A 24966-nucleotide genomic window follows, 5' to 3' on the forward strand; every position below is an offset into this window, starting at 1 on the left:
TTATCGCACTTGCCGCAACCGCAACGATCGGATCGGGCGCTTTTGCTGCCGGCCACTCGATGGATATCATCGCAACGGCAGAAGGTGCAGGGAACTTCACGACGCTTCTCGCCGCTGTTGAAGCTGCAGGCCTGACCGACACGCTCAAGGGTGATGGTCCCTTCACTGTCTTTGCACCGACCGACGAAGCTTTTGCCGCGCTCCCCGAGGGCACCGTCGAGGGCCTGTTGGCTGACCCCGAAGCACTTGCCAAAATCCTTACCTATCACGTGATCGCAGGTAAGGTGATGTCGACCGATCTGAGCGACGGTATGATGGCTGCAACCGTAAACGGCGCCGAAGTCACGATTAAGCTTGGTGATGCCGTGATGGTTGACGATGCAACCGTTACCGCCGCCGACATCGAAGCTTCGAACGGCGTGATCCATGTGATCGACAAGGTCATTATGCCTTCGATGTAAGTCGAAACGCCCCCCGAGTAGTCTCGGGGGGCGTCTTTTCTTTAGTGTATCACAGCAGCTTGTGGATGCGGTCGATTTGATCCCGCCAGTCGGTTTCCGACGATCAAGCCATCCGCGCTTGCACTGATGCTGACCGTGTCCCCGTCTTTGATATCCCCCGCGAGGATCATCTCGGCCAGCTGATCCTGAAGAGCGCGCTGGATCACACGTTTCAGCGGACGCGCCCCGAAGACCGGATCATATCCTTCATCGGCAAGCCACTTGTGTGCCCCTGCATCAAGCATGAGCGTGATCTTGCGACCGGCCAGTCGCTTCTCGAGCCGCTTGAGCTGGATGTCGACAATGCCGTCCATATCTTCACGCCCAAGCCGATCAAAGATGATCGTCTCGTCCAGACGGTTCAGGAATTCCGGGCGGAAGTGTGCACGAACGGCGTCCATCACGTCTCTCTTGGCATCGCTGGCATCTGCACCATCCGGCAGATTCGAAAGCGCCTGCGCCCCTAGATTCGACGTCAGAATGATCAGCGTTTGCTTGAAGTCCACGGTGCGCCCCTGACCATCGGTCAGGACACCATCATCAAGAACCTGCAACAGCACGTTGAACACATCGGGGTGGGCCTTTTCGACCTCGTCAAAGAGGACAACCTGATAGGGCCTGCGACGCACCGCCTCGGTCAGGACACCACCTTCGTCATACCCGACATACCCCGGAGGAGCTCCGATCAAACGGCTGACCGCGTGCTTTTCCATGAATTCGGACATATCGATCCGCACCATGGCGTTGTCATCATCAAAGAGGAACTCGGCTACGGCTTTGGTCAATTCGGTCTTGCCGACCCCCGTCGGCCCCAAGAACAGGAACGACCCGAGTGGGCGGTTTTCGTCGTTGAGACCTGCGCGAGCGCGACGCACGGCATTGGCAACCGCACGCACCGCGGTTTTTTGACCGATAACACGCTTATGAAGCCCCTCTTCCATACGGAGCAGTTTTTCGCGCTCGCCTTCAAGCATCCTGCTGGTGGGAATCCCTGTCCAGCGCTCTACGACTTCAGCGATCTGTTCAGGACGGACGGCCTCTTCAACCATCTGCTCGCCTTCGTTCGCTTCCGCATCAGCCAAGCTACGTTCGAGCTGTGGGATCACACCATAGGATAGCTCGCCCGCCTTGGCGAGGTTGCCCTCCCGCTTGGCGATTTCAAGATCGGCACGGGCGCGATCAAGCTTTTCCTTCAGTTCCCGAGCACCTTCGAGTTTTGCGCGCTCGGCCTGCCATTTGGCAGTCATTGCATCGGCTTTTTCCTGAAGATCCGAAAGCTCGAGCTTGAGCTTGGCCAAACGATCGACAGACGCGGCATCATCCTCTTTTTCAAGAGCAAGCGCTTCGATCTGCATCTGCAAAATCTGACGGTCGAGTGCATCAAGCTCTTCGGGCTTGCTGTCGACCTCCATCCGAAGTCGGCTGGCGGCTTCGTCCACAAGGTCGATCGCTTTGTCAGGCAGGAAACGGTCGGTGATATAGCGGTGCGACAGCGTCGCGGCTGCAACCAGAGCCGAGTCGGAAATCCGGACCCCGTGATGCAGCTCGTATTTTTCCTTGATCCCTCGCAGGATCGAAATCGTGTCCTCGACGGTCGGCTCTTCGACGACGATCGGCTGGAACCGCCGTGCAAGAGCTGCATCTTTTTCCACATACTTGCGATACTCATCGAGGGTCGTCGCCCCGACACAATGAAGCTCGCCGCGGGCAAGCGCGGGTTTGATCAGGTTGGCGGCATCCATGGCCCCATCGGATTTACCTGCACCGACTAGTGTATGCATTTCGTCGATGAACAGGATGATCTCGCCTGCTGCCGCTTCGATCTCTTTGAGGATCGCCTTGAGCCGTTCTTCGAACTCGCCACGGTATTTGGCACCCGCGATCAGCGCACCCATATCCAGAGCGAGCAGTTTCTTGTTCCGCAGGCTCTCGGGAACGTCGCCGTTCACGATCCGAAGGGCAAGACCCTCTGCGATGGCGGTTTTACCGACGCCTGGCTCACCGATCAGAACCGGATTGTTCTTGGTGCGGCGCGACAGCACCTGCATGGAGCGGCGGATTTCCTCGTCGCGGCCGATGATCGGGTCGATCTTGCCTTGCTCGGCGGCTTCGGTCAGATCGCGTGCATACTTCTTGAGCGCATCATACCCCTCTTCGGCAGAGGCGCTGTCTGCGGTGCGCCCCTTGCGGACATCGTTGATGGCAGCGTTCAAACCTTGGGCAGATACATTTCCTGCCTTGAGCGCATCGGCCGCAGGGGATTTAGTGATGGCGAGCGCGGTCAAAATCCTTTCGACTGGCACAAAACTATCACCAGCTTTCTGTGCAAGTGTTTCGGCTTCGGCCAACACTTTGTTCGTTGCATTATCAAGATACACCTGACCTGCGTCGCCCGTCACTTTGGGGATTTTGCCCAGAGCGAGTGCCACAGCATCAGCCACACGTTTGGCATCACCACCCGATTTATTAATAAGGTTGGCGGCAAGCCCCTGCTCGTCATCCAAGAGAGCCTTGAGCAAGTGTTCCGGCGCAAGTCGTTGATGGTTTTCTCGAACAGCGATCGTTTGGGCCGCTTGAATGAACCCGCGCGAGCGCTCCGTGAACTTCTCTAAGTTCATCGCATTTCTCCTTCTCCAAGCACCCGCATTCGAAACCGCCTACCTTTGCAGCACGGTCCCTTCGGGCCTTGGTCTAAAGATGGTAATCAAAGCCTGGTCTTGCAAGCGTCGAAGCGTTGAAAAACGACATCCCTTACTATGCATTCGGTTACATAAACCTATCCTACACAAAAACCGTTCTGCCTGTTGAACGCCCGCAAAACGCGGCGCCATTCAGGAGAAGCGACATGGACCAGTCCACCAAAATCAGCGCCAAAGGCCGCAAGATCATCGCGGCTTGTGATCGTGCTCTTGCGGAAGCAGGTTATTTTCTGCCCCGCGCGTCGACCTCGACCCAAGAGGCCTGATCAGACCAATTTCTTGACATGACATGGCTTGCGCCGCATGAGGAGCGCATCCAAACCCGAAAGGATTGCCATGTCTGATGACCGCCTGATCGTAGCCCTCGACGTTCCAAATATCGTTCAGGGCATGGAACTCGCAAGCCGACTCGGCGACAGCGTAAGCTTTTATAAAATCGGCCTCGGCATGTTGACCGGCGGCGGGCTTGCGATGGCCAACGAGCTCAAGCAAGAGCACGGCAAGCGCATCTTTCTCGATATGAAGTTCTTCGACATCGGTGCCACCGTCGAGGCCGCAGTTCGCGGCATCGCCCAATATGATCTCGACTTTTTGACGGTCCATGGTGATCCCCATGTGGTGCGGGCCGCAAAAGAAGGCGCAGCGGGGAGTAATCTGAAAATCCTTGCAGTCACTATTCTGACCTCGCTCGATCGCAACGACCTCGATGCATCCTGCTACAAAGCGGGTGATGTGGCCGATCTTGTGCTGGAACGTGCCGGTAAAGCCATGCTCGCAGGAGCGGACGGTGTGATCGCCTCGCCGCAAGAGGCGGCTCATATCCGCGCTCTCCCCGAAGCGAACGGCAAGCTAATCGTGACACCCGGTGTGCGTCCCGCCGGCGCGGATCTCGGCGACCAGAAACGTGTCATGACCCCTGCGGAAGCCATTCGCGCCGGCGTCGACCACATGGTGGTTGGCCGCCCGATCCACAAAGCGGCCGACCCCGCACAGGCAGCGCGCGCAATCATCGAAGAAATCCAAAGCGCGTAAAGGCGATTACAAGAAAATTCCACGCTCTCGCCCGAGCGTGGAACCAATCTTGCACAGAAACGTTCTATCCCCAACGCCACCTTGCGAAAGGATGAACGTCATGCAAACGATCAAACTGAAATCCGTACGGTATAATGCGCAAATCGGCGCATTCGAAGCGCGTGTCGATGTAGAGCGCGGCGATCGGACCTATCGCTACCCCTGCCGACTTGCTCTGCCGATGGATGCCGAAATCGACGTAGTCAAACTCGGTTTGATGCGCCAGGCCCTTCGAATGTCCGATACCACCGCGCCAAAGTCGGACCGGCCTCGGTTCTTGATCTGAATTCACTTCCCTGCGGTTACACCTCCATCTGTCCCGATGAAGTCCCTCAAAGGTGTAACCGTTTACTGCCCGATGGAGCCTCAACCCCATCGGGCTTTTTTTATTCGTTGATATCACGGTCCCAGATTTTGACCTGACCCGTTCTAAGTCCGAAAACCTTGCGCATGACCAAATAGGCGACAAGCGACGCCAGAGCAAAAAGCACAAGAAGAACAGGGACCGAGAGACCCGTGCCACCGAAAGCGAGAACGAAACCGATCATCGCGGCACCGACGGCAAAGCCGAGGAAAATATACCCCGGCACCAGCATCTCTAGAATGCCGAGCCCGACCGCGGCGGCGACCCAAGGCCACCATTCATGCCAAAGCGCATTGTCCATCATTTGCCGCCCTTCAACATTTTGAACGCATTTCCGAATGCCTCGACCGCATCGGCAGGCAGCACGATGGTTTGCTTCCCCTCGCCCTGCCCCAAGGCGGACAATGCCTCTACCTGCTTGAGCGCAACTTGATATTGAGCAGCTTCAAGCCCGTTTTGTGCGATAGCAGCCGCGACGACACCCGTCGCATAGGCTTCGGCATCTGCTTGGACCCGACGCGCCTCGGCTTGTTTTTGGGCAGCGTAAAGCTCGCCTTCCGCCTGTAGTTCCACTGCACGCTTTCGGCCCTCTGCTTCCGTCACCTGAGCGCGACGGGCGCGTTCGGCGTTCAACTGCTGAAGCATCGCGGCGCGGGTGGCGGCGTCGAGATTGACATCAAGGATCTCTGCACGCGTGACCTCGATCCCCCAATCATCGACCTGATCGGCAAGCTGGGCCTTGACCGCTGCAATCAGGTTCGAGCGGTTCGACTGGACCTGATCAAGCTCCATCTGACCGATCTCGGATCGCACGATACCAGCGACGGTCGTCATAATCGCCCCATCCACATCGCGGATACGATAGACGGTCTTTTCCGGTTCGGTGATGCGATAGAAAACGCTCGTATCGACCTGCACCAGAACGTTATCGCTGGTGATCGCGTCTTGGGTATTCGTCGGGAGCTGGCGCTCGAGGACAGAAATCCGGTGCGCCACCCGATCAAGAAACGGAACGATAAGATTGATCCCCGGCCCGAGCACCGCGTGCAAACGCCCAAATCGCTCGATCACGAATTTCTCGGACTGCGGCACGATGCGAACACCGAGAAAAATACAAACGACAACAAAAAGCGCGAACAGCAAAAGCACAAGGTTGCCGCCGATAAATTGGTCAAGTGACATGCATGGTCCTCCGGTATCTTTGCAATTATATGGGGAAAAAACGCGGCCCTTACAAGTTTTGCGCCACAAGGCGCCGATCCGCCTCGGAATGGTGATTGTTGCACATCACGGCGCAGGCTAAACAAATGCCATGCCTTCCATGTGTCGCGAATGTTTCCGGACTTTTGACGAAGGGGCACGGTGCCCGAGCTGCCGTAGCCCGCGCAAAGTCACGCATCCCGAGCTTTTCTCACTATCCATTGCACACATGGATTGCGACGCATTCTACGCCAGCGTGGAAAAGCGTGACAATCCCGACCTTCGCGACAAACCGGTCATCATCGGCGGCGGCAAGCGCGGCGTTGTCTCGACTGCTTGCTATCTGGCGCGGATAAAGGGCGTAAAATCCGCCATGCCGATGTTCCAAGCACTCAAACTGTGCCCCGAGGCTGTGGTCGTCAAACCTCGCATGGACGCCTATGTCGAAGCATCCAGACAGGTCCGCGCCCTTATGGACGAGCTGTCTCCGATCATCGAGCCGCTTTCACTTGACGAAGCCTTCATTGACCTCACGGGCACCGAAAGGCTCCACGGAGCGCCTCCTGCCGTTATGCTTGCTCGCCTCACCAAGCGGATGAAGGACGAACTCGGCGTGACGGGATCCATCGGCCTCAGTCACAATAAATTTCTGGCAAAGCTTGCCTCTGAACTCGATAAACCTCGGGGCTTTGCCGTCATCGGCGCGGCAGAAACATTGGACTTTCTCGGCCCTAAACCTGTTCGATTGATCTGGGGCATCGGACCCGCTGCTCAGGAAAACCTCGAGAAAGTCGGGATAAGAACCTTCGACGACCTAAGGCGCTGGGATTCGGACAGCCTCACGGCACGCTTTGGCGCCATGGGCGAACGGCTGTGGCATCTTGCGCGGGGCCAGGACAAGCGCCGCGTCTCACCCAATACGCCCGTCAAAGGTATTTCCAAAGAAACGACCTTTTTCGAGGACACCGCGAATGCGGATATTCTCGACGGCCACATCTGGCGACTGGCCGAACAAGTCAGTGATCGCGCGAAAGCAAAGGCCAAGGCGGGTCGCGTGGTGACGCTCAAGGTAAAACAGTCGGATCACAAGACGCTTACGCGACGCCTGAGCCTGCATCAACCGACCCAACTTGCAGATGTCATCTATCGAACTGCTCGCGATCTCTTCGATCATGTCGCGGATAAGGGACCGTTTCGGCTGATCGGGGTCGGAATCAGTGAATTGGTAGAAGAGACAGAAGCCGATCTCGAAGGCGATCTCTTTGATCCTAATGCCGCCAAGCGGGCCAAGGCCGAGCGCGCAGCAGACCAGATTCGCGCTAAATTCGGCAAGGATGCCATAAAGAAAGGCCGCGCTTTCCGGTGATTATTCCGCAGCAAGCCGCTGGGCACGCTGACCGATTTCGATCACATCCCGAAGCGTATCGGTAATCAACGAACGGACCTGATCAAACTGGGCGTTGGGTTCGATCCTTTTTTCATCCATGTAAAGGGCACGATTGATCTCGATCTGGATGGCATGCCGCCCGATCGAAGGTCGCCCATAGTGCTGGGTGATGAAGGCACCTGCAAAAGGCACGTTACGGGCAACCCTGAACCCTCTGGCCGCAAAGGCAGTTGCAATGCGTTCGCTGATGTCTTCGCGACAAGACGCCCCGAAACGGTCTCCGATCACGATATCGGGTCGTCCGCCATCCGTATTCACGTTGTCCAATGCTTCATGTGGCATCGAGTGACAATCCACGAGAATCGCCTCGCCGAACGCGCGGGCGGTGTCATCGATCATCGCCTGCAATCCATCATGATAAGGTCGCCAATATCCCGAGATACGCGCATGTGCGTCGGCTAGAGTCAGCTTTCCTTGATAGATATGGCGACCGTTGGCGACAACCCGAGGGATCACCCCAAGTCCACTTAACACCCGCGGGTTCGTCGTCTTGCGCGCGAGCCCTTCGATCAATGAGGGATCAAGCTCGTCGGCAGAACGATTGAGATCAATGAACGCCCGCGAGGCCTTGGCAAGGAAAAGCGGCGCTCCGAGCGCGGGGGCAGCCGCATAAAGCTCATCGACGAACGCATCCTCCGACGAGCGAATCTGTTGAAGGTCGAGGATGGACCCTTCGACAAAGCCTTCGGGCATCTCTCGACCGCTATGCGGCGAGGCGAAAACCACGCTTCCGAGCTGTGTCTTGGGACGTTTTATTTCAAAGGATTTATGATGCATCGTTGCTCCTGCTGAAATAAAGATAGACCATTATTAAAGAATACCAAAACCCCTCTTGATCCCCCCCGCGAGTCCTTTTATAGAGCGCCACACCTGACGCGAATGTTTGCGTCCTTGATCCTCGGAACAAGGTAAAACAGGCTAGGGCGGTTAGCTCAGCGGTAGAGCACTACGTTGACATCGTAGTGGCCACTGGTTCGATCCCAGTACCGCCCACCATGAATTCGACGGGTCTTCGGACCTTAACTGTAACTCAGGCGCCAATCGCCGCGCCGCGAAAAGGAGAAGGCCTATGAAGGTTCGTAACTCGCTCCGCTCGCTCAAGCAGCGCCACCGCGATTGCCGCATCGTGCGCCGCAAGGGCCGCGTCTATGTTATCAACAAGACGCAGCGCCGCTTCAAAGCTCGTCAGGGCTAATAAGCGCGCCATATGGCAGTTTGAAAAAGGTCGCCTCGAAAGATGCGGCCTTTTTTCTTTTTTGCGTAGTCTTTTCTGTGCCCCCTCGGTAGCATTCGACCATCAAACACGAGGATGTTCGTATGTTCATGCCGCATAAATCTGCGCTTTTGCTCAGCACTGCAATTTTACTCGGCGCACAGCCTCTTTTGGCGGAAGAAGCCTGCGCAGGCCTTGGCGAAGGCGCGATCTGGCTTGGCGGCGGGGCGCAAAGCTCTGACCTGACCACCGCTCCATCATATCTCGAGCAAATGGCCCTCGTGCTTGGTTCAACCCAGTATATCGGTGCCTTCACGCTGGGCGAGGTAACGGATATCCGATTAGAAGCCGCCGGCCGTGGCAATGGTGATCCGGTTATTGATCTCTTTGATGCGTCAGGCGCATTGATCGCGACCGATGACGACTCGGGGGGGAATTCCGACGCCCGCATCGAAACCCAACTCGAAGCGGGAACCTATTGTGTCGCGCTTCGCAGTTTTGAAGATTCGCCGATGACGGCTTTCGTGCGTGCGAGCCGCGCCGATCAAGAAGCCCTGACCGAAGGATATTTGGATAGTCACGACGGCTATAGCAATGATGATTCTTGCACCCTAAGTCCGGACACGCCCCAGATCATTCTAGGGGATATGGTCTCCAACTCGGTCGCGGAGGCAGCAAATTATCGCATCACGCTTGCCGAGCCCCTTGCACTCACCATCACTGCGACGAACGAAGACGCCGATCCGTTGATCACGCTTTATGCGGAGGACGGGACTTACATCGAAGAAAGCGATGATTTCGACGGACTCAATCCTCGGCTCTCGCTCGTCGATCCGCTAGACGCTGGGGACTATTGTCTTTCGGTGCGCGCATTGAGTGACTCGAGCCTTCCGATCGATGTTCTGGTCACCGAATATGATCCCCAAGCTGCTGCGCTTCTGGCAATCAAGAATGGGGAGATGGCGCCTCCCCTTGACGGCAGCTATCCGGTAAATGACATCGGGGCTGTCGGCAGCAGGCAGATCACAGATGTGACACTCGGTCGTGATTTCAGCTGGATCAAATTCGACGTCGCACAGCCCGGACTTGCCGTCGTTGAAGCCATCGGCCTGAATTCAGGAAGCGATCCCGAGCTCGTTCTCTTTGATGATCTCGGACGCGAAATTGCCCGCAATGACGACAACGGCGACGCGCTCGACTCGTTCGTCGCGTTCCGCGTGAACTCGGGAAGCTATCTTGCTGCGATCGGAAATGTCGGTGACATGCCCGACGCACGCATCAGGGTTCTCATCGAAACCTATTTACCGGCGAAATGACCGAGACGGTGGGCGTTAGCGCCCACCGATCCCCGTAAAGTCGGCCAAGAGCCGCACAAGGGTCATGTCATTGACATAACCCGATTCAGGCAAACCGCGCGCTTGCTGATAGCGTCGGATCGCACGACGCGAATCTTCGTCCAACGCGCCGTCCACGCGGCCGGGTTCAAGCCCGAGCTGCTCCAAACGTGCCTCGATCAATTGCAGCGTTATCAAGTTGAGGCCCAGCGATTGCTCGGACGCAAGGTATTGGGTCTGTGCCTGATCCGAGCGCGTCAGCTCGGCAATGCGCGCCTGCGCTTCTGCAACGAAAACACCTTCGGGATAAGCGCTAAGGTAATCTTGGTATCCCGAGACTGTATCCGAGGCGCGAACCCGCTCCCAAGTCGCGCGATCCTCCACTTCAGCAAGCGCACGCTTGCTTTGCTCGATCTCGGTAAGACGATCACGCGCAACTTCGGAGAAAATGCCATCAGGGAACCGTTCCAGATAGGCGCGATATCCCGCCTCGTCCGCCTTGGCGCCCGTTTCCTCCCAATAGGTCCGATCCAGACGCGCTTGCTCTTGGCGTTTGCGCTCTGCCTCCGCCTCAAGCTCTGCGGCACGGCGCGAGGCTTGAGCATCCAGCCGATTGATCTGTTCCGTCGTCAGATAGGATGTCTGGGCGTAACCGTTAACCTGTTGCCAATTGGTGATTGCCCCGCGTGTCCCGGGGCCGAAAATACCATCAATGCCGCGTGTGTTATAATCAAGGATCGTAAGATCCCGCTGGATCTCGCGGCGCTGATTGCGCGTCAGAGACAACGCTTCTTCAGCCAGTCGCGCGCCGCGGTTGGGTTCGGACAGAATTGCCTGAATCGCGGCATCAGCCTCTTTGCGATGTGCACCTTGGGGATAGCGCCGGATGTAATTGCGATAGGCATCCACCGTATCAAGCGCGACGGCTCCGTCCCAAAGCGCCGATTCTCCTGCAGTGTCATAGGTATCGGATGGCTCCGAAATTGTGGGCATGAGCACCCACGGTTTGGGGAGAAAACCTTGCACCTTGATAGAAGACGTCGCCGCGAGCGCTGCGGATAGATCACGTGCCGGTTTCGCAACCTCGGTCCGCATAAATGCCGAAATGTCCCTGACGGAGCCGATGGCGACGGTCACCCCTTGGGGGACGGCGAACGCGCCGACACCATTTCGCACCCATTCGTCAAATTCTGCTCCATCGAGTTGATCGGCGCCGAGCAGCAAAAAGGCCGAACCGGGCTTTTCGGCCAGAACAGCCAACAGACTTTCGATCGAAAGCCCTTTGAAACCGACAGTCAGTATCCCGACGTTCTCGGCGTCAGAGGAAAGCATCCAAGTGCGTTCTCCGTCGGTCGCAAAGCGCCCCGTGAGCGCAACAACCAAACGATCCGAGTCAGGGACCAGGGCGACGAAGTCATCCAGCTTGTCGATGGCCTCTTGCGCATCACCATTGCGGATCGACACCACATCAAAGCCAAGATCTTCAAGCAGTGTAGCAGAGCCAAGGATCTCGGCTCCCCGAGACACGCGCCCAAGCCGGTCATAGCTGTCATTCCCGAACAAGAGCGCCGCGTCCTCGGCAAAGGCAGAGCCTGCCAGAACAGTCGCAAGAGCAGAACCAATCAAAAAACGGCGCATTCAAATCTCCTTCGGCGTCAATAATAACCTCAACCGACGCCACAGATTAACGCACGGCGCGGGGTTTGGTTGCTTCCAGCCTACGGGTTTGGCGAAAGCTATCCAATAACAACTCGTCCTCGCATTGCGTTTATCGTCGGGCGGGCCTAGGAATTCGCGGATACAAAGAGGTAAACGATGGGCACGATCACACTCATTCGCCACGGCCAAGCGAACTCCAGCGCCGACAATGAAGAGGAGTATGATCGTCTCTCCGATCTCGGCCACAGACAATCGCGGTGGTTAGGAGAGTGGTTCGAGACCCAATCCGAGAGGTTCGACCTCGTGCTCTCGGGCAGTCTACGTCGCCATAAGGAAACGGCGATGGGACTTGGATTTGACACCCCCGTCATCGACCCGCGCCTGAACGAGATGGACTACTTCAATCTGGGTCGCGCGATGGAGATCAACCTTGGGGTTCCCATGCCCAAATCCGATGGCTTCGCCGAACATTTGCCCAAGGTGATGGAAGCGTGGCATCGTGCGGAAATTCAAGGCAATGAAACCTTTGCCACCTTTGAAAACCGCGTGGTGAACGTGCTTCAAGAAGCCATCCAGCCAGGACGTCATGTGCTTTGCATCACATCAGGCGGTGTTATCTCGATGATTTTGAGGCACCTTCTAGAGCTTGATCCGCGCAAAATGGCGCATATCGCTCTTCCGATTTTCAATACATCGATCCACCGGGTGCATGTGTCGCCCGTCGGCCCGCTTTTGGCGGGCTATAACGCTGTTCCGCATCTGGAAGCAGCTGACAGAGCCTTTGCTCTAACGCATTTCTAGCCCGCACGGTAAAGGTCATCCTCGACTACAGAGCTGTCGATGCCAAGCGCCTCAAGTCCAGCTTCAAGGTGATCGGCAAGATGCGGTGAACCTTTGAGATAATCTTCGGTCGGTGCACTCGCACTCTCGATCGCGGTTTGCACCGCATCGTCCCATTCCTCGGCCTCGAAGCTGCCGCGTCCAATCCAGAAAAGCGCGACAAGCTCGGCTTGTTCTTCCTCGCTCAGCCTTTGGACAAAGGCATCAAGCTCGGCCTCGCCCCGATCTCCCTCGCGCGCAAGGATAATGATTTCGGCGACTTTGTTCGGTGCAATCTGCATGATCGTTCCCCCATATCTTTTCGGGAAACAGTCTTGGGCGGTTTCAAGACGTCTGCCTTGATCCAAAGCAAAGCAGGATCAGAACAGTCGGTAATAAAGCCAATCAGGGAGAAACTGGGACCCGCGAAAGAACCAGCTGAACACCCTTGGAAAACTCGTCTTAAAGCGGTTCGACTGCATATGTTCGAACATCAAACGAGCAGCCTCTTCGGGTTCCATGATGAATGGCATCTTGAAATCGTTCTTATCCGTAAGACGCGTCTTGATAAAACCGGGGTTCACGACTTGAACCTTGATCGGTCCGCGGCCCAAATCTGCGCGCATCGACTCGGCCAGATACATGACTGCCGCTTTTGAGGCACCATACCCGATTGCCCCCGGAAGCCCTCTGAATCCCGAGAGTGATCCTGTAAGCACCACATGGCCCGCGCCTCGTTCGATCATCTTGGGAAGCACGGCCCCGACGACCCGACTTGCTCCAAGATAATTGATTTCGCCCATCTGCTCGGCCTGCGCGTTGTCCCACTCCTGCGCCTTCATTGGCCAATAAACACCTGCGAGATAAACCACGCCGTCGACAGGACCAATCGCATCGGCAGCTGCTTCGACGGCCTCTCTATCGGAAACATCCACTGTAACGGCTTGTGCAGGATTCGGGAGCTCGCGAACCAACTCGTCGAGCCTCTCCTGATTGCGTGCGGACACCACAACCTCGACACCTGCTGCACTCATTTCATGCGCGAGCGCACGCCCAAGGCCCTCACTTGCTCCGACAAGCCAATATCGTTTGCCTTTTAAAGAACCCATTTTGAAACCTCATTCGATCTGCTGCGGAAGCCGCCACAAAAGGAACAGCGACATGAATTTTAAAAGTGACGGCACGCCTGCGTAGAGCACGCCAAGAAGAACAAGGCTCGTTTCGCTTTGTTCCACTTGGCCCGCTTGAAACCCATTCAATTCAAGTAGGGGAAGAAGCGTCACAGCGGCAAAAGCCAGGGCGAATTTATTTACAAAGGACCAAAGTCCGAACCCCTGCCCGCCCTTCGGGGAAATCACTTCAAGCCGTTTGGCGAACATGGCCGGCATCAAGGTCAGATCGGCACCGGTCGCAGCTCCCGAGACAATACAAATGCCAACAAAAAGAGCGAGATCACCTGCTCCCAGCGTGAGCGCAAAGCTAAAGGACACAATCGCCGCGCACATTGCGATGGCCAGTGCGGTCTTTTCTTTGACGCGTCTGGCAAAAGCGCTCCAGAATGATGACGAGACTGCCGCGGATAGGAAAAAGAGCACCAAAAGCGGTCCCTCCCATCCCGGTGCGGCAAGGCGCGACTCGACAAAAAAGAGAAACAGGGTCGAGGTGATCGCAAGCGGCGCTCCATTGACCAATGCGACGAGCAACAAGTGGCGTGAAACCGGGTCCGCAAGGATCTGTCCCCAAGGCATCGGTGCTTGGTTTTCGACGCTTCTCCATTCCGGATGCATCGCAATCGCAGCGATGACCGCAACGAAAGCAAACACCAGTGCAAACGCGGCGTAGGGCGCCCCGAGAAAAGCCCCGAGCAAGGTGGGAAGGATCGCGGCGATACACACCCCGATCAAAGCGCCTCCCTCGCGCCATGCTGCGAGCCTCAAGTGCCCACCTCGCAGCTCGGACGCCTTGCCGACACCGCGCGCATAGAAAGCGATGGTTAGAAAACTGAAGGCCGTGAACAAAAGCGAGGCCGACAACACAAACCAAACCACGACTGAAAACTGCGGCTCTATCGCAAAGAGAAGCAGCATCCCCAAAGCCAGCGCGGTCATCGCAAAACCGATCGCGAGGCGATATCCGGCTCGAAGTCGTTCGGTCAGCCACCCCAAGAGCGGATCCTGAACTACGTCCAACAACCGCATCCCGAAGAGAACCAGCCCAAGTGTGGCGAGGCTTACGCCGTATGTGTCGGCATAGTACTTTGGCGCAAAAATATAAATTGGAAGCCCGGCAGCGGACAACAAGCCGCCGAAAAGCCCATATGCCCAAAGACGTTCTTTTGGCGCGGTCATCGGCTCACATCTTGAGCGGGGGGCGTCGGTCGTTGCAGATAGTCCGCGCCCTTGATCTTGAGCTTGAGCGCTTGCCAATAGATCAAGGCCGTAACCCGCATCGAGCCCAAAGGCCGACGCAAGAGAGCAAGCAATGCGCCGCCAGTCGTCAAAGATTGCCGCTTGCCCGACAGTGTTGCGATCAATCCACCAGACTCGCGCTCGTATTGGATCAGGATATTGATATGATCGGCGCCGATATCGAAGTTGAACGTATAAGTCCCCTCGACCGGCTGAAAGGGCGATACGTGAAAGATCTTTTCGGCGCTCACGCGATCGCGTCGCTCGATGACTGATCCATCCGATTTGACGCAGAGATAAGAATGCCGATCTCCAAAGGTATTGTTGACCTCTGCAATAACCGCCCGAAGTTGGTTCTGCTCATCGTGGCAGAGCCAGAAACTTACCGGATTGAAAAGATACCCAAGCGTCCGTGGCTGCGTCAAAAGAAGAACCGGTCCAGAGGCGATGACACCGTTGCTCGCGAGAACCTCTCGCACCCATTTCGCACCGGTGCCTTTACCGATTTCACCGCCGTGGTCTCTGTCGCTCACGGACATCAGATTGCGGCGATTGCGCGAAAAGAGAAGCGGCGCTTGCACAGGCTGTTCCGCATCCAGAAGGACGTAATCGACCCCATAACGAAACGCATTCCGTATAGTGCCGCGACGGCCATGAAAGGTTTCGCCTTGGATATGGTCGACCTTGTTCATTCTGCGGCCACACGAGCGGCGACCGCGCTACGAAGCCCGTTCACCACATCCACCGCGCTTGCAAGACCGTCCTCATGGAAGCCGTTGCGCATCCATGCGCCGCAAAACCATGTGTTGTTCTTACCGTTAAATCGCTTGACCGCATCCTGTGCCTGCATCGCGGCAGCGTCATAGAGGGGGTGATCAAAAACGACTTCGTCCCAGATCAATTCTTCGCGGATGGTGCGGGTCGTATTGAGTGTTACAAAATAATCGCGACCCTTGAGCCAAGTTTGAAGCGAGTTCATCCAATAGCTTAGGTCAATCGGGCCCTCTCCCTTGGAACGGTCTTCGGTGTAGACCCAGCTCGACCAAACTTTGCGTCGCTTGGGCATAAGGTTTTCGTCAGAGTGAAGCACGACACGATTGGGTTGGTATTTGAACGATCCGAGCGCACCGCGTTCATCCTCGTTTGCGTCGGTGAGAAGCCCAAGCGTCACATCAGTATGAGTTGCAAAGATTACCTCGTCAAAGGCCTCCCAGTCGCCACCCGAGGTTTTGACTTCGACACCGCCGAGCGTGCGCCGCACGCCCTGAACGCCTGCGCCGAGACGCAGCTCGACACCTTTGCGTTCCATCGAAGAGCCAAGGCGTTGAACATAGTTCTGCGACCCGCCATCGACCGTGAACCATTGATGCTGTCCCGAGGCCTGCAGAAGTGCATGGTTGTCGAAGAACTGCATCATGGAATAAGCAGGAAATTCGAGAATTTTCTCGACGGGTGTCGACCAGATCGCGCCTGAAAACGGGAGAAGGTAATAGTCGCGGAAATAACGGCCTGTCCCGAGTTTGTCCAACAAACCTCCGACGGTAAGACCCGGCTCTTTTGAGGCTTCGAGAGCGTTTTTATTGAAGTGCAGGATATCGCGCACCATCCGAAGATAGCTTGGAGAGACCAGATGCTTACGCTGCGCGAAAAGCGCATCAAGCGACGCGAGTGCATATTCCACGCGACCACCATCGATCGAAACACCGAAGCTCATGTTGGACGGACGGACAGGAACGTCCAGCTCGTCGAACAAAGCCGTCAAATGCGGATAGTTCGCATAATTGAAAACGATGAACCCCGTATCGACGGGATCTTCACCATTCGGACCTGCCATTTTGGTACGTGCGTGCCCGCCCAATCTTTTCTCGGATTCAAAGAGAACAACGCGATGCTCGTTTGCAAGCATATGGGCGGCCCCCATACCGGAAATACCGGCTCCAATCACTGCAATTGACTTTGGACCGGTAAAGTTCAGTTCTAGGGGCATTGATGGTCTTTCTCTTCAAATGTTTGGAAGGTCTACGCGCCAAATTGATTTTTGGATTAGTTTTGACGGTTTTTTTGATCCAATGCCAAAACCCGCGCGTAAAGTTCTCATGTTAACCGATGCCGCACTTGCAACAAAAACGGATGCAACGCAGTCGATTCCTCCCTATGTTGGGAGGGAAAAGCCTCGTGCACCCATTGCAAAGAAGACGTCAGTGACAAAAACCGCCGCAGTCTCGACAGACTGGACAAAAGACTTGATCGCAATCCGGGATCACAAGGATCAGGCGGCTTTCGCTAGGGTGTTCTCGCATTTTGCCCCACGGGTAAAAGGCTTTTTGATCCGATCGGGCGCAAACGCCGAATTGGCCGAAGAATGTGCACAGGAGGTCATGGCGACCCTCTGGCGCAAGTCGCATCTTTTCGACCCGACCAAAGCCAGTCCCTCGACCTGGATTTTTACGATTGCGAGAAACCGACAAATCGATCTGATCCGTAAAGCCCGTCGTCCTGAACCAGAGGAACTTGCTTGGGGTCCAGAGGAAGAAAGGGACCCGAGCGAGGCGCTCGCTCTCCAAGAAGAAACCGACCGCCTTGGTAAAGCTCTCGCGGAACTTCCCGAGAAACAACGCGACCTAATCCAACGTGCTTACTTCGGTGACCTGTCCCACAATGAAATTGCTGAGGAGACAGGCCTTCCCTTGGGCACAATTAAATCTAGAATCCGATTGGCGCTGGACCGCCTCCGCCACAGTATGAAGTAAAGTGACGACCCTATGAGCACGATCAAACATCATCTTACCGACGCCCTTTTGATGGGATACAGCGCAGGCTCTCTCCCTGAGGCGTTCAATCTTATTGTCGCGACCCATATTTCGGTCTGCGACGAATGTCGTGCACGCATGGCGGAATTCGACGCTCTGGGCGGCGAAGTGATGATGTGTGCCGAAACGGTCGACATGGATGATCGCGCGTTCGAAAAAACACTGCGCTCACTGATGAACGAGAGTGAAGACGTTGCTCCGGCTCCGACCAAGCGCTCTGTCGGTGTGTTTCCTGCTCCGCTTCGTGACTATGTAGGTGGCGATCTGGACGCTGTGCGCTGGCGCAAAGTGGGTGGCGGCGTGCGCCAAATGATCCTCAAAACGGATGGAGAGGCAACGGCACGTTTGCTCTATATCCCATCCGGCGTTGCCGTGCCCGACCACGGACACAACGGCATCGAGCTTACCCTTGTCCTCCAAGGCGCATTCAGCGACGAATTGGACAGCTTCGGTGTGGGTGATATCGAAGTCACCAACGAAGACATCGAGCATACCCCGATCGCTATGGGCGATATGGATTGCATTTGTCTTGCAGTAACGGATGCACCGCTGCGCTTTGCTGGGCTTATCCCGCGTTTGGCGCAACCCTTTCTTCGGATTTAATCGGGGCTGTTCAACGGCACGACCTGCGGCTCAGCATCAGGGGCAAGCTCTTCAAAGTCGAAGTTATCAAGACGCTTCGCCCGACGTCCTGCTTTGTCTGCGCTGATTTTGATATCGGCAAGATCTTTTGCCGCTTGGCCGAAGTGTCGATCAAGATTTTCGACACGTGTCCCCAAACGATCAACGTCCGAATAGAGCAGTGCAAGTTCCTTACGGATCGCCCCCGCCTGCTCGCGCATTCTGGCGTCTTTCAGAATGGCGCGCATGGTGTTAAGCGTCGCCATGCAAGTGGTCGGCGAGACGATCCAGACCCGCGCAGCAAAGCCTTCGCGAACAACTTCGGGAAAGTTCGCATGCAGCTCTGCATAAACAGCCTCTGAAGGAAGGAACATAATCGCTCCATCCGCCGTCTCGCCTTCGATGATATATTTCTCGGAAATGGCGCGAATATGGGCTCTGACGGCTATGCGCATAAAGCGCGCGGCCTCGTTCAGCTCGTAATCGGATTTCGCACTACGGAGCTTTTCATAGGCCTCGAGCGGGAATTTGGAATCGATCACGATCGGACCGGGCGGATTAGGAAGCCGAACAAGACAGTCAGCCCGCTTTCCGTTCGAAAGCGTATGTTGCAGCGCATAGCTATCACTCGGCAAAGCTTTCGAGACGATATCCGTCAACTGGATTTCACCAAAGGCGCCGCGCGTCTGCTTATTGGCAAGGATGTCCTGTAACGAAAGCACATCACCCGAAAGCTTGGTGATGTTTTCCTGAGCCTTATCGATCGTCTTGAGCCTGAGTTGAAGTTCGCCCAAGCTCTGCGCAGTCGCATGTGCCGACTTGTTCAGGTTTGTGTTCATCATCTCGCTGACGGTCTGGAGCCGTTGCTCCATGAGTTGTAGCGTCTTGGCCTGTTGTTGTGCTTGCGCTTCCGAGACTGAATTCAGCCCACCGAACAGCTGCTGCTGGCCATCGGAAAGCATCTGGACACGTTGGCTCATCGCGCCCATCTGGCTTGCCAGAATTTCATTTACCACAGAGGCATGGCCCACACGCCGCACGGCGACAAAAAGCAGAGCCACAACCAAAAATCCAAAAATGATCGCAGCAAGCACGATCAGAACAAGCGGATCAGAAAAGGAATACGTCACGTCGCCAAGGCTGATCATGTGCGTCCAAACAATCTTTCGATATCGGTGAGGCGAAGTTCGACATAGGTCGGGCGGCCATGGTTGCATTGTCCAGAATGCGGTGTGGCCTCCATTTCGCGAAGGAGAGCGTTCATTTCCTCTGCGCGCATCACTCGGCCCGACCGGATGGACCCATGACAAGCGACACGCGACAAGATCGCCTCGACCCGCGATTGGAGGCTTGTTGTATCGCCAAGGTCCTCGAGTTCATCAAGGATGTCGCGGATCAGCGCTTTGGAATTCACCTCGCCCAACAAGGCAGGCGTTTCACGCACTGCAATCGCTCCACCGCCAAATGCCTCGACGACGAGTCCGAAACGCGCAAGATCATCAGCAATTTCGACGATTGTGCGTGCCTCGTCGTCGGCGAGTTCGATGATATCGGGGATAAGCAGCGCCTGAGAGGCTACACCGTTATCGGCCATCTGCTTCTTGAGCTTTTCGTAGACCAGCCGTTCATGAGCAGCGTGCTGGTCTACGATCACAATGCCGTTCTCGGTCTGCGCGATTATGTAATTCTCGTGCACCTGCGCACGGGCCGCCCCGAGCGGCAGCGCCTCGCTCTCGGGCTTGGCTTCGAGTGTGGGTTCGAAACGCGCCGAGGGCTGTGCCATCTCTGCAAAGCCCGTTTGCGGCATCGACGGCGCTTGAACCTGATAGCTCATCGAGCGGGCACCAAAGCTGGGGCGCTCCATCTGATAGATGCGGCCCTCTTCTCTTGCAGGAACCGTTTCGGGCCGCATTGCGCCGAGTGTGGCATCTGAAACGGTTGTCGAGGCCCGATGCCCTGCCCCCGCCAAGGCGTGGCGCAAACCACTCACGATCAGCCCCCGCACGATCGAGGGTTCGCGAAAGCGCACTTCGGATTTTGCGGGGTGCACGTTGACGTCGACCAATGTGGGATCACACTCGACAAAAAGAGCAACCGCTGGATGACGATCCCTGCTCAGGAAATCCATATATGCACCGCGCAAAGCACCAAGCAGGAGTTTGTCCCGCACGGGCCGACCGTTGACGAAAAGGAACTGCGCCACGGCAGTGCCCCGCGAATAGGTCGGCAAAGCCGCATATCCCGTAAGGTGGAACCCTTCGCGTTCAGCATCGATCAGGAGCGCGTTATCCGCAAACTCGCGACCAAGAACCGTCGAAAGTCGGCCATGCAACGCGTCAAAGAGATCGCCTGATTGGGCGTCGGCCCGAAAGACCTCGCGCTCCGCACCGTTACTGACATCGCGCAGGATAAAGGTCACAAACGGTTCTGCCATCGCAAGCCGCTTGACGACCTCCGAGACGGCCTGAGCCTCGGCTCTATCGGTCCGAAGAAACTTGAGCCGCGCAGGCGTCGCATAAAACAGATCACGAAGCTCGACGACCGTTCCGGAGTTCAGAGCGGCGGGCTTTACAGGCTCCATTCGACCGCCCGAAACCGAGATCATTGCTGCGTCCTCGCCCTGAACACGGCTGGTGATCGTCAGGCGGCCCACGGCCCCAAGCGAGGGGAGAGCTTCACCCCGAAATCCGAAGGAGTTGATATTCAGTAGATCAGAGCCATCAATCTTGGACGTCGCGTGACGGGACATGGCAAGAGGCAGTTGATCCGCAGTGATTCCGCAGCCATCGTCAGTGACGCGGATAAGAGATTTTCCACCTTCCGCGATAACGACTTCGATCCTTCGTGCGCCCGCATCGATCGAATTCTCGATCAGTTCCTTGACCGCAGAAGCAGGCCGCTCGACGACTTCGCCCGCTGCAATACGGTTGATTGCAGCATCATCGAGCTGACGGATAATCGGTCGCGCTGCTTGTATGTTGGGGTTCGCATTGGCCATGCCACAACAAGTAGCATAGCCAACGCCGATTCACGAGGGTCTTATTGCGCGGTTTCAAGTCCGACAGGCTTGCCTACGACCGTAAAATGGAGCGCATCGGGATCGAGCAATTCTGCCGCAACCCGATTGATGTCTTCGAGCGTGACCGCATTGATATAGTCGTTGCGATTGACCACATAACTCGGCTCGAGACCCTGCACCTGAAGGCCGATCATGATGCTGGATATTTCCGCGTTCCCGTCAAATCGCAGCGGGTATTCGCCCGTCAAATACGTCTTGGCCTCATCCAGCTGTTCTTGGGTGATACCGTCCGCGGCTATACGCGCCCACTCTGCTTTGATCACATCGATCGCTTCGGCAATACGCTCGTTCGCAGAGGCGACGGACCCAAGGATCATCTCGGCGTGGTCCTTGGCGACGAGGTAGGTATAGACGCCATAGGTCAAACCCCGCTTTTCACGCACTTCGTCCATCAACACACTTTGCCGACCGCTTCCCCCCAAGATGCTGTTGAGGATGAAAGCCGCAAAAAAATCCTCGTCCTCGCGTTTGATCCCCTTATGACCGAAAAGAGCGACGGCTTGCGGCGTATCATAATCGATAACGGTAATACCGCCCTCCAACCCGAAGCCCACGTCACCGATCAGCTCGGGACCACTCTCGGGGAGATCAGCCAAAATCCGGTCAACCAGCTCGGCTGCGGCGTCAGGCGTGATATCTCCGACCACGCTCACTTTGGCACGGGTTTTGACAAGCGCATTCCGATGCGCCTCCAGAATATCGTCGCGGCTCAAAGCTGTGACGCTCTCTACGGTCCCACTTTGGTCGGAGCCATAGGGATGGTCACCGAATGCAGCGCTATAGAACCAATCGCCTGCGATACGATTGGGGTTCTTTGCGTCGCTCGCGATCCCTGCGATGACCTGACCTTTTACCCTGTCGATTGCCTCCTGATCAAAGCGCGGCTTGGTCAGCGCAAGCGTAAGAAGGGCAACGGCGTCATCTTGGTTTTCGGTAAGGAATTTTGCCGAAACAGACGCTCCGTCATCATAGGCACTGAACGAAAAACTCGCGGCCAACGACTCTCGTGCAGCTTGGAACGCCTGCGCATCAAGCTCGCCTGCCCCCTCTTCGATCAGACCCATCATAAGATTTGTCGCGCCTCGTTTTCCTTCGAGATCAAGGCTCGACCCGCCATCGAAATGGATATCAAGCGCAACAAAGGGGATGGAATGTTCTTCAACCAGCCAAAGATCGATACCGCTCGGTGTCGTGATTTCCTGAATTTCGATGGCGGCCAAAGCGGCCGTTCCCGTCACGGATAGGACCATAGCCCAGATGAAACGCACCAACTTCATTTTGCGTCCTCCTCAGTGGCAACGACCCAGCCGGTCACGGCCTGTTTTCTATCAAGCACCTCACGCGCAACCCGTTTGATGTCGTCCTTTGTGACCTCTTGGAGAATCTCGGGCCATGCTTTGACGTCTTCAACAGTGAGACCTTGGGTCAAAGCCTGACCATAGAGGTTTGCCAGCCCCTGAACATTATCCAGCGCATAGACTTCGGAGGCCCGAAGCTGGGTTCGAATGGCTTCCATGCGGTCATCGGGAATTTCGGACTCGAGAAATTCTGCGATTGCCTTATCCATGGCAGCTTCGGCCTCGCTCAGCGAAACACCTTGGGCAGGGGCGACATATACCGAAAAGGTAGTGTCATCGAGGCTTAGCCCGCTATAACCCGCGCCCGAAAACAAAGCCGTGTTGGTTTCGAACTGGAGCTTTGTGCCGAACACCGACGTAAATGGAGAGCCCCCCAGCAATTCGGCAAGATAAACCAATGCCGCCGCATCTTTCTGCGCGCCGCTATCACGTTCAGGAGCAAGGTAACTGCGCGTGACATAAGGCTGCGAAACCCGTGGATCGACATAGATCATGCGCCTTTCAGCCTTTTGGGGCGGCTCCGCAGGCCTGATCCTTTCGGGCAAGTGTTCCTCGGCAGGAATGGGGCCATAATAAGTTTCAGCAAGCGCGCGAACTTCGTCGGGTTCGACATCGCCGGCAACCACGAGGATGGCATTGTTGGGCGAGTAATAGAGGTCATAGAACCCAAGCGCGTCTTCAAGGCTCAGCTCTTCCATCTCGTGTTTCCATCCAATGACAGGCACGCCGTATCGATGGTTCATGAATTGGGCGGCGCTGAACTGTTCGCGTGCAAGTGCGCCTGGATTGTTTTCGGTTCTTTGGTTCCGCTCTTCGAGAATGACTTGTCGCTCCGTCTCGATATCTTCCTGAGTGATACGCAGGTTGTTCATCCGATCTGCTTCCATCTGCATCATCAAGGGCAGACGATCAGCAGCAACCCGTTGGAAATAGGCGGTATAATCATAATTGGTAAATGCATTGTCGGACCCACCATTGGCGGCAACCGTTTCGGAAAATTCACCGGACTCAAGCGTATCGGTTGCCTTGAAAAGCAAATGCTCGAGAAAATGAGCAACCCCCGAGGCGCCGACAGGCTCGTCTGCCGACCCGCTACGATACCACACCATATGAACGACGACGGGCGCTCGGTGATCCTCGATCACCACGACATCCATACCGTTGTCCAAGCTGAAACTTGTCACATCTTGCGCAAAGGACGCTGTAGAGCTGATCGCCCAGAGTGTTGTCAGGACTGCGAATGGCTTGAACATGACTTTTCCTCGCTTAGGCTTTTGCCTCAACCTAAGCGAAACCATCGCCACATCAAGTGGCTCAACAGATATGTGAAATCAGTTGGAAGGCGGCGCAGAAGGCACACGCGCACCAAGTGCTCTCAGGCGCTCGAACTCGGCATAGGCATCAAGAGCTTGCGACGCATAGGCACGGAAATAACGGTCTGCGCCCGAGCTGAAGCGTCCGGCACTATTGCGGAACCGTTCGTCATCGGAAGCAAGCACGTCGCGTATATCTGCGGTCACACCATAACGACTTGCCGTGCCGACAAGAGCGGCATCACTTGCCGGTACGCCCGAAGAGTCAGAGACTCGCCCACCGAGTGCCGAAATAGCATCGGCTTTGGGATCTACATCGGTGCGATTGGTGCCGCCAGGCGTGGGTTCGGGCAACAGGCTCATATCGGCCGGAAGCTCGAGCGGACGGCTGGGCTGAACACTGAATTCATCGGGTCCACCTTGCGGATTGCCCAAATCACGAAGGCCACGGCCACCGGAACATGCCGCCAAAAGCGCCATCATGGTCACTGCTATCGCTGCCTTGCGCATAGAACCCTCCAGTTGCCTTGGACTTTGTTTACCCAAAGAAACAGCCCGCGTCACGTGCTCTTGTTGCCTGTCTTGCGCGACGCTTTATCGCCCTTGTCGCTTGTAAAGACAATGAGGCCGAAGGCCCCTGCAAAGATACCGATATCGGCCACGTTAAAGGCATAGGGATTCTCGATCCCGCAACAGGACATATTGATGAAATCGGCGACAGCGCCATAAAGCAAGCGATCAACGATATTCCCGACAGCCCCGCCGACTAATAGCCCCCCCGACAGATAGGTCCATTTGCTCCCGCCTTCTTTGCGGATCCAGTAAAGAGCACCGATCGAAATCGCGATCGCGACAACGATCAGCACCCAGCGCATGTCGAAATCGGAAAATAAGCCGAAATTGACGCCACGGTTCCATGCCATGCGGAATTCAAGATAGGGCGACCAGATCGGAATCCGCCCCACCTCCACCAAATTCATTCCATGCACGATGGCGTATTTGGACAGTTGGTCCAAAAGGAACACCCAAAAGCCAGTCCAATATGTCAGGCGCATGGGCGCTCCTTTTAGC

General features: G+C 56.2%; 25 protein-coding genes and 1 tRNA gene (1 of these 26 running past the window's edge). 10 read left to right on the forward strand and 16 right to left on the reverse strand.

What is annotated here, in order from left to right; all coding sequences use genetic code 11:
• Positions 1-461, forward strand: the 3' portion of a protein-coding gene (locus QQG91_RS13150) for a fasciclin domain-containing protein (RefSeq protein WP_285770676.1). The gene continues 16 nt to the left of window position 1, outside the view; the window shows 461 of its 477 coding nt (coding positions 17-477); the start codon falls outside the window, past its left edge; the stop codon is at positions 459-461.
• A gap of 41 nt (positions 462-502) precedes the next feature.
• Here QQG91_RS13150 and clpB read toward each other — a convergent pair whose 3' ends face one another.
• Positions 503-3118 (reverse strand): ATP-dependent chaperone ClpB, encoded by a 2616-nt coding sequence (gene clpB / locus QQG91_RS13155; RefSeq protein ID WP_285770677.1) that lies wholly within the window; start codon positions 3116-3118, stop codon positions 503-505.
• Positions 3119-3535: 417 nt separating this feature from the next.
• Between clpB and pyrF the strand changes: the two genes are divergently transcribed.
• Positions 3536-4231, forward strand: coding sequence for an orotidine-5'-phosphate decarboxylase (gene pyrF / locus QQG91_RS13160; RefSeq protein WP_285770678.1), 696 nt, complete (start codon positions 3536-3538; stop codon positions 4229-4231).
• A gap of 100 nt (positions 4232-4331) precedes the next feature.
• Positions 4332-4556 carry an orotidine 5'-phosphate decarboxylase gene (locus QQG91_RS13165; protein ID WP_285770679.1) on the forward strand — a complete coding sequence of 75 codons (225 nt, stop codon included), beginning with the start codon at positions 4332-4334 and terminating at the stop codon, positions 4554-4556.
• A gap of 100 nt (positions 4557-4656) precedes the next feature.
• On the opposite strand, the gene QQG91_RS13170 is transcribed toward QQG91_RS13165, so the two are convergent.
• Both QQG91_RS13170 and QQG91_RS13175 read right to left on the reverse strand, forming a co-directional pair.
• On the reverse strand, positions 4657-4935 hold the full coding sequence (locus QQG91_RS13170; protein ID WP_285772357.1) for an NfeD family protein: 279 nt from the start codon (positions 4933-4935) through the stop codon (positions 4657-4659).
• Positions 4935-5816: an SPFH domain-containing protein gene (locus QQG91_RS13175; protein ID WP_285770680.1), complete on the reverse strand. Its 882-nt coding sequence runs from the start codon at positions 5814-5816 to the stop codon at positions 4935-4937. The genes QQG91_RS13170 and QQG91_RS13175 overlap by 1 nt, the downstream gene beginning before the upstream one ends.
• A 130-nt stretch (positions 5817-5946) precedes the next feature.
• On the opposite strand from QQG91_RS13175, the gene QQG91_RS13180 reads away from it, so the two are divergent.
• A complete protein-coding gene (locus QQG91_RS13180; RefSeq protein WP_285770681.1) occupies positions 5947-7200 on the forward strand; it encodes a DNA polymerase IV in 1254 nt (417 codons plus the stop codon).
• Here QQG91_RS13180 and QQG91_RS13185 read toward each other — a convergent pair whose 3' ends face one another.
• The gene (locus tag QQG91_RS13185) at positions 7201-8058 is read right to left on the reverse strand and encodes an N-formylglutamate amidohydrolase (RefSeq protein WP_285770682.1); all 858 of its coding nucleotides are present in this window, start codon (positions 8056-8058) and stop codon (positions 7201-7203) included. It lies immediately after the preceding gene.
• Between the two features lie 144 nt (positions 8059-8202).
• Here QQG91_RS13185 and QQG91_RS13190 point away from each other — a divergent pair.
• The 3 genes from QQG91_RS13190 to QQG91_RS13200 all read left to right on the forward strand — a co-directional run bounded on the left by QQG91_RS13190 (position 8203) and on the right by QQG91_RS13200 (position 9810).
• Positions 8203-8277, forward strand: a tRNA-Val gene (locus QQG91_RS13190).
• 73 nt (positions 8278-8350) lie between these two features.
• Entirely contained in the window at positions 8351-8476 is a 126-nt protein-coding gene (ykgO, locus tag QQG91_RS13195; RefSeq protein WP_008231708.1) for a type B 50S ribosomal protein L36, read from the forward strand.
• A 128-nt stretch (positions 8477-8604) separates the two neighbouring features.
• Complete coding sequence (locus QQG91_RS13200; RefSeq protein WP_285770683.1) at positions 8605-9810, forward strand: DVUA0089 family protein; 1206 nt, start codon at positions 8605-8607, stop codon at positions 9808-9810.
• A 15-nt stretch (positions 9811-9825) separates the two neighbouring features.
• Here QQG91_RS13200 and QQG91_RS13205 read toward each other — a convergent pair whose 3' ends face one another.
• Positions 9826-11466, reverse strand: coding sequence for a peptidoglycan-binding protein (locus QQG91_RS13205; RefSeq protein ID WP_285770684.1), 1641 nt, complete (start codon positions 11464-11466; stop codon positions 9826-9828).
• Between the two features lie 177 nt (positions 11467-11643).
• Between QQG91_RS13205 and QQG91_RS13210 the strand changes: the two genes are divergently transcribed.
• Entirely contained in the window at positions 11644-12288 is a 645-nt protein-coding gene (locus QQG91_RS13210; RefSeq protein ID WP_285770685.1) for a histidine phosphatase family protein, read from the forward strand.
• On the opposite strand, the gene QQG91_RS13215 is transcribed toward QQG91_RS13210, so the two are convergent.
• The 5 genes from QQG91_RS13215 to QQG91_RS13235 all read right to left on the reverse strand — a co-directional run bounded on the left by QQG91_RS13215 (position 12285) and on the right by QQG91_RS13235 (position 16701).
• Positions 12285-12611 carry a DUF3775 domain-containing protein gene (locus QQG91_RS13215; protein ID WP_285772358.1) on the reverse strand — a complete coding sequence of 109 codons (327 nt, stop codon included), beginning with the start codon at positions 12609-12611 and terminating at the stop codon, positions 12285-12287. The genes QQG91_RS13210 and QQG91_RS13215 overlap by 4 nt on opposite strands.
• Before the next feature lie 75 nt (positions 12612-12686).
• Positions 12687-13415, reverse strand: a complete 729-nt coding sequence (locus QQG91_RS13220; protein WP_285770686.1) for an SDR family NAD(P)-dependent oxidoreductase — start codon at positions 13413-13415, stop codon at positions 12687-12689.
• Positions 13416-13424: 9 nt separating this feature from the next.
• The gene (locus tag QQG91_RS13225) at positions 13425-14654 is read right to left on the reverse strand and encodes an MFS transporter (protein ID WP_285770687.1); all 1230 of its coding nucleotides are present in this window, start codon (positions 14652-14654) and stop codon (positions 13425-13427) included.
• A complete protein-coding gene (locus QQG91_RS13230; protein WP_285770688.1) occupies positions 14651-15406 on the reverse strand; it encodes a DUF1365 domain-containing protein in 756 nt (251 codons plus the stop codon). The genes QQG91_RS13225 and QQG91_RS13230 overlap by 4 nt, the downstream gene beginning before the upstream one ends.
• Positions 15403-16701 carry an NAD(P)/FAD-dependent oxidoreductase gene (locus QQG91_RS13235; protein ID WP_285770689.1) on the reverse strand — a complete coding sequence of 433 codons (1299 nt, stop codon included), beginning with the start codon at positions 16699-16701 and terminating at the stop codon, positions 15403-15405. Before QQG91_RS13235 ends, QQG91_RS13230 begins: the two co-directional genes overlap by 4 nt.
• Before the next feature lie 214 nt (positions 16702-16915).
• Between QQG91_RS13235 and QQG91_RS13240 the strand changes: the two genes are divergently transcribed.
• The gene (locus QQG91_RS13240) at positions 16916-17464 is read left to right on the forward strand and encodes a sigma-70 family RNA polymerase sigma factor (protein ID WP_502881603.1); all 549 of its coding nucleotides are present in this window, start codon (positions 16916-16918) and stop codon (positions 17462-17464) included.
• Between the two features lie 12 nt (positions 17465-17476).
• On the forward strand, positions 17477-18127 hold the full coding sequence (locus QQG91_RS13245; RefSeq protein WP_285770690.1) for a ChrR family anti-sigma-E factor: 651 nt from the start codon (positions 17477-17479) through the stop codon (positions 18125-18127).
• Here QQG91_RS13245 and QQG91_RS13250 read toward each other — a convergent pair.
• The 6 genes from QQG91_RS13250 to lspA all read right to left on the reverse strand — a co-directional run bounded on the left by QQG91_RS13250 (position 18124) and on the right by lspA (position 24950).
• On the reverse strand, positions 18124-19293 hold the full coding sequence (locus QQG91_RS13250; protein ID WP_285770691.1) for a DNA recombination protein RmuC: 1170 nt from the start codon (positions 19291-19293) through the stop codon (positions 18124-18126). The two genes, QQG91_RS13245 and QQG91_RS13250, sit on opposite strands and share 4 nt — an antisense overlap.
• On the reverse strand, positions 19290-21143 hold the full coding sequence (mutL, locus tag QQG91_RS13255; protein ID WP_285770692.1) for a DNA mismatch repair endonuclease MutL: 1854 nt from the start codon (positions 21141-21143) through the stop codon (positions 19290-19292). Before mutL ends, QQG91_RS13250 begins: the two co-directional genes overlap by 4 nt.
• A 41-nt stretch (positions 21144-21184) precedes the next feature.
• Positions 21185-22495 (reverse strand): M16 family metallopeptidase, encoded by a 1311-nt coding sequence (locus QQG91_RS13260; protein WP_285772360.1) that lies wholly within the window; start codon positions 22493-22495, stop codon positions 21185-21187.
• A gap of 2 nt (positions 22496-22497) precedes the next feature.
• Positions 22498-23835, reverse strand: a complete 1338-nt coding sequence (locus QQG91_RS13265; RefSeq protein ID WP_285770693.1) for a M16 family metallopeptidase — start codon at positions 23833-23835, stop codon at positions 22498-22500.
• Between the two features lie 78 nt (positions 23836-23913).
• Positions 23914-24405, reverse strand: a complete 492-nt coding sequence (locus QQG91_RS13270) for a DUF3035 domain-containing protein (RefSeq protein ID WP_285770694.1) — start codon at positions 24403-24405, stop codon at positions 23914-23916.
• Between the two features lie 50 nt (positions 24406-24455).
• Positions 24456-24950, reverse strand: coding sequence for a signal peptidase II (gene lspA, locus QQG91_RS13275; protein WP_285770695.1), 495 nt, complete (start codon positions 24948-24950; stop codon positions 24456-24458).
• Positions 24951-24966: the final 16 nt, after the last annotated feature.

The organism is Marivivens sp. LCG002 (genome assembly GCF_030264275.1).
GTDB lineage: Bacteria > Pseudomonadota > Alphaproteobacteria > Rhodobacterales > Rhodobacteraceae > Marivivens.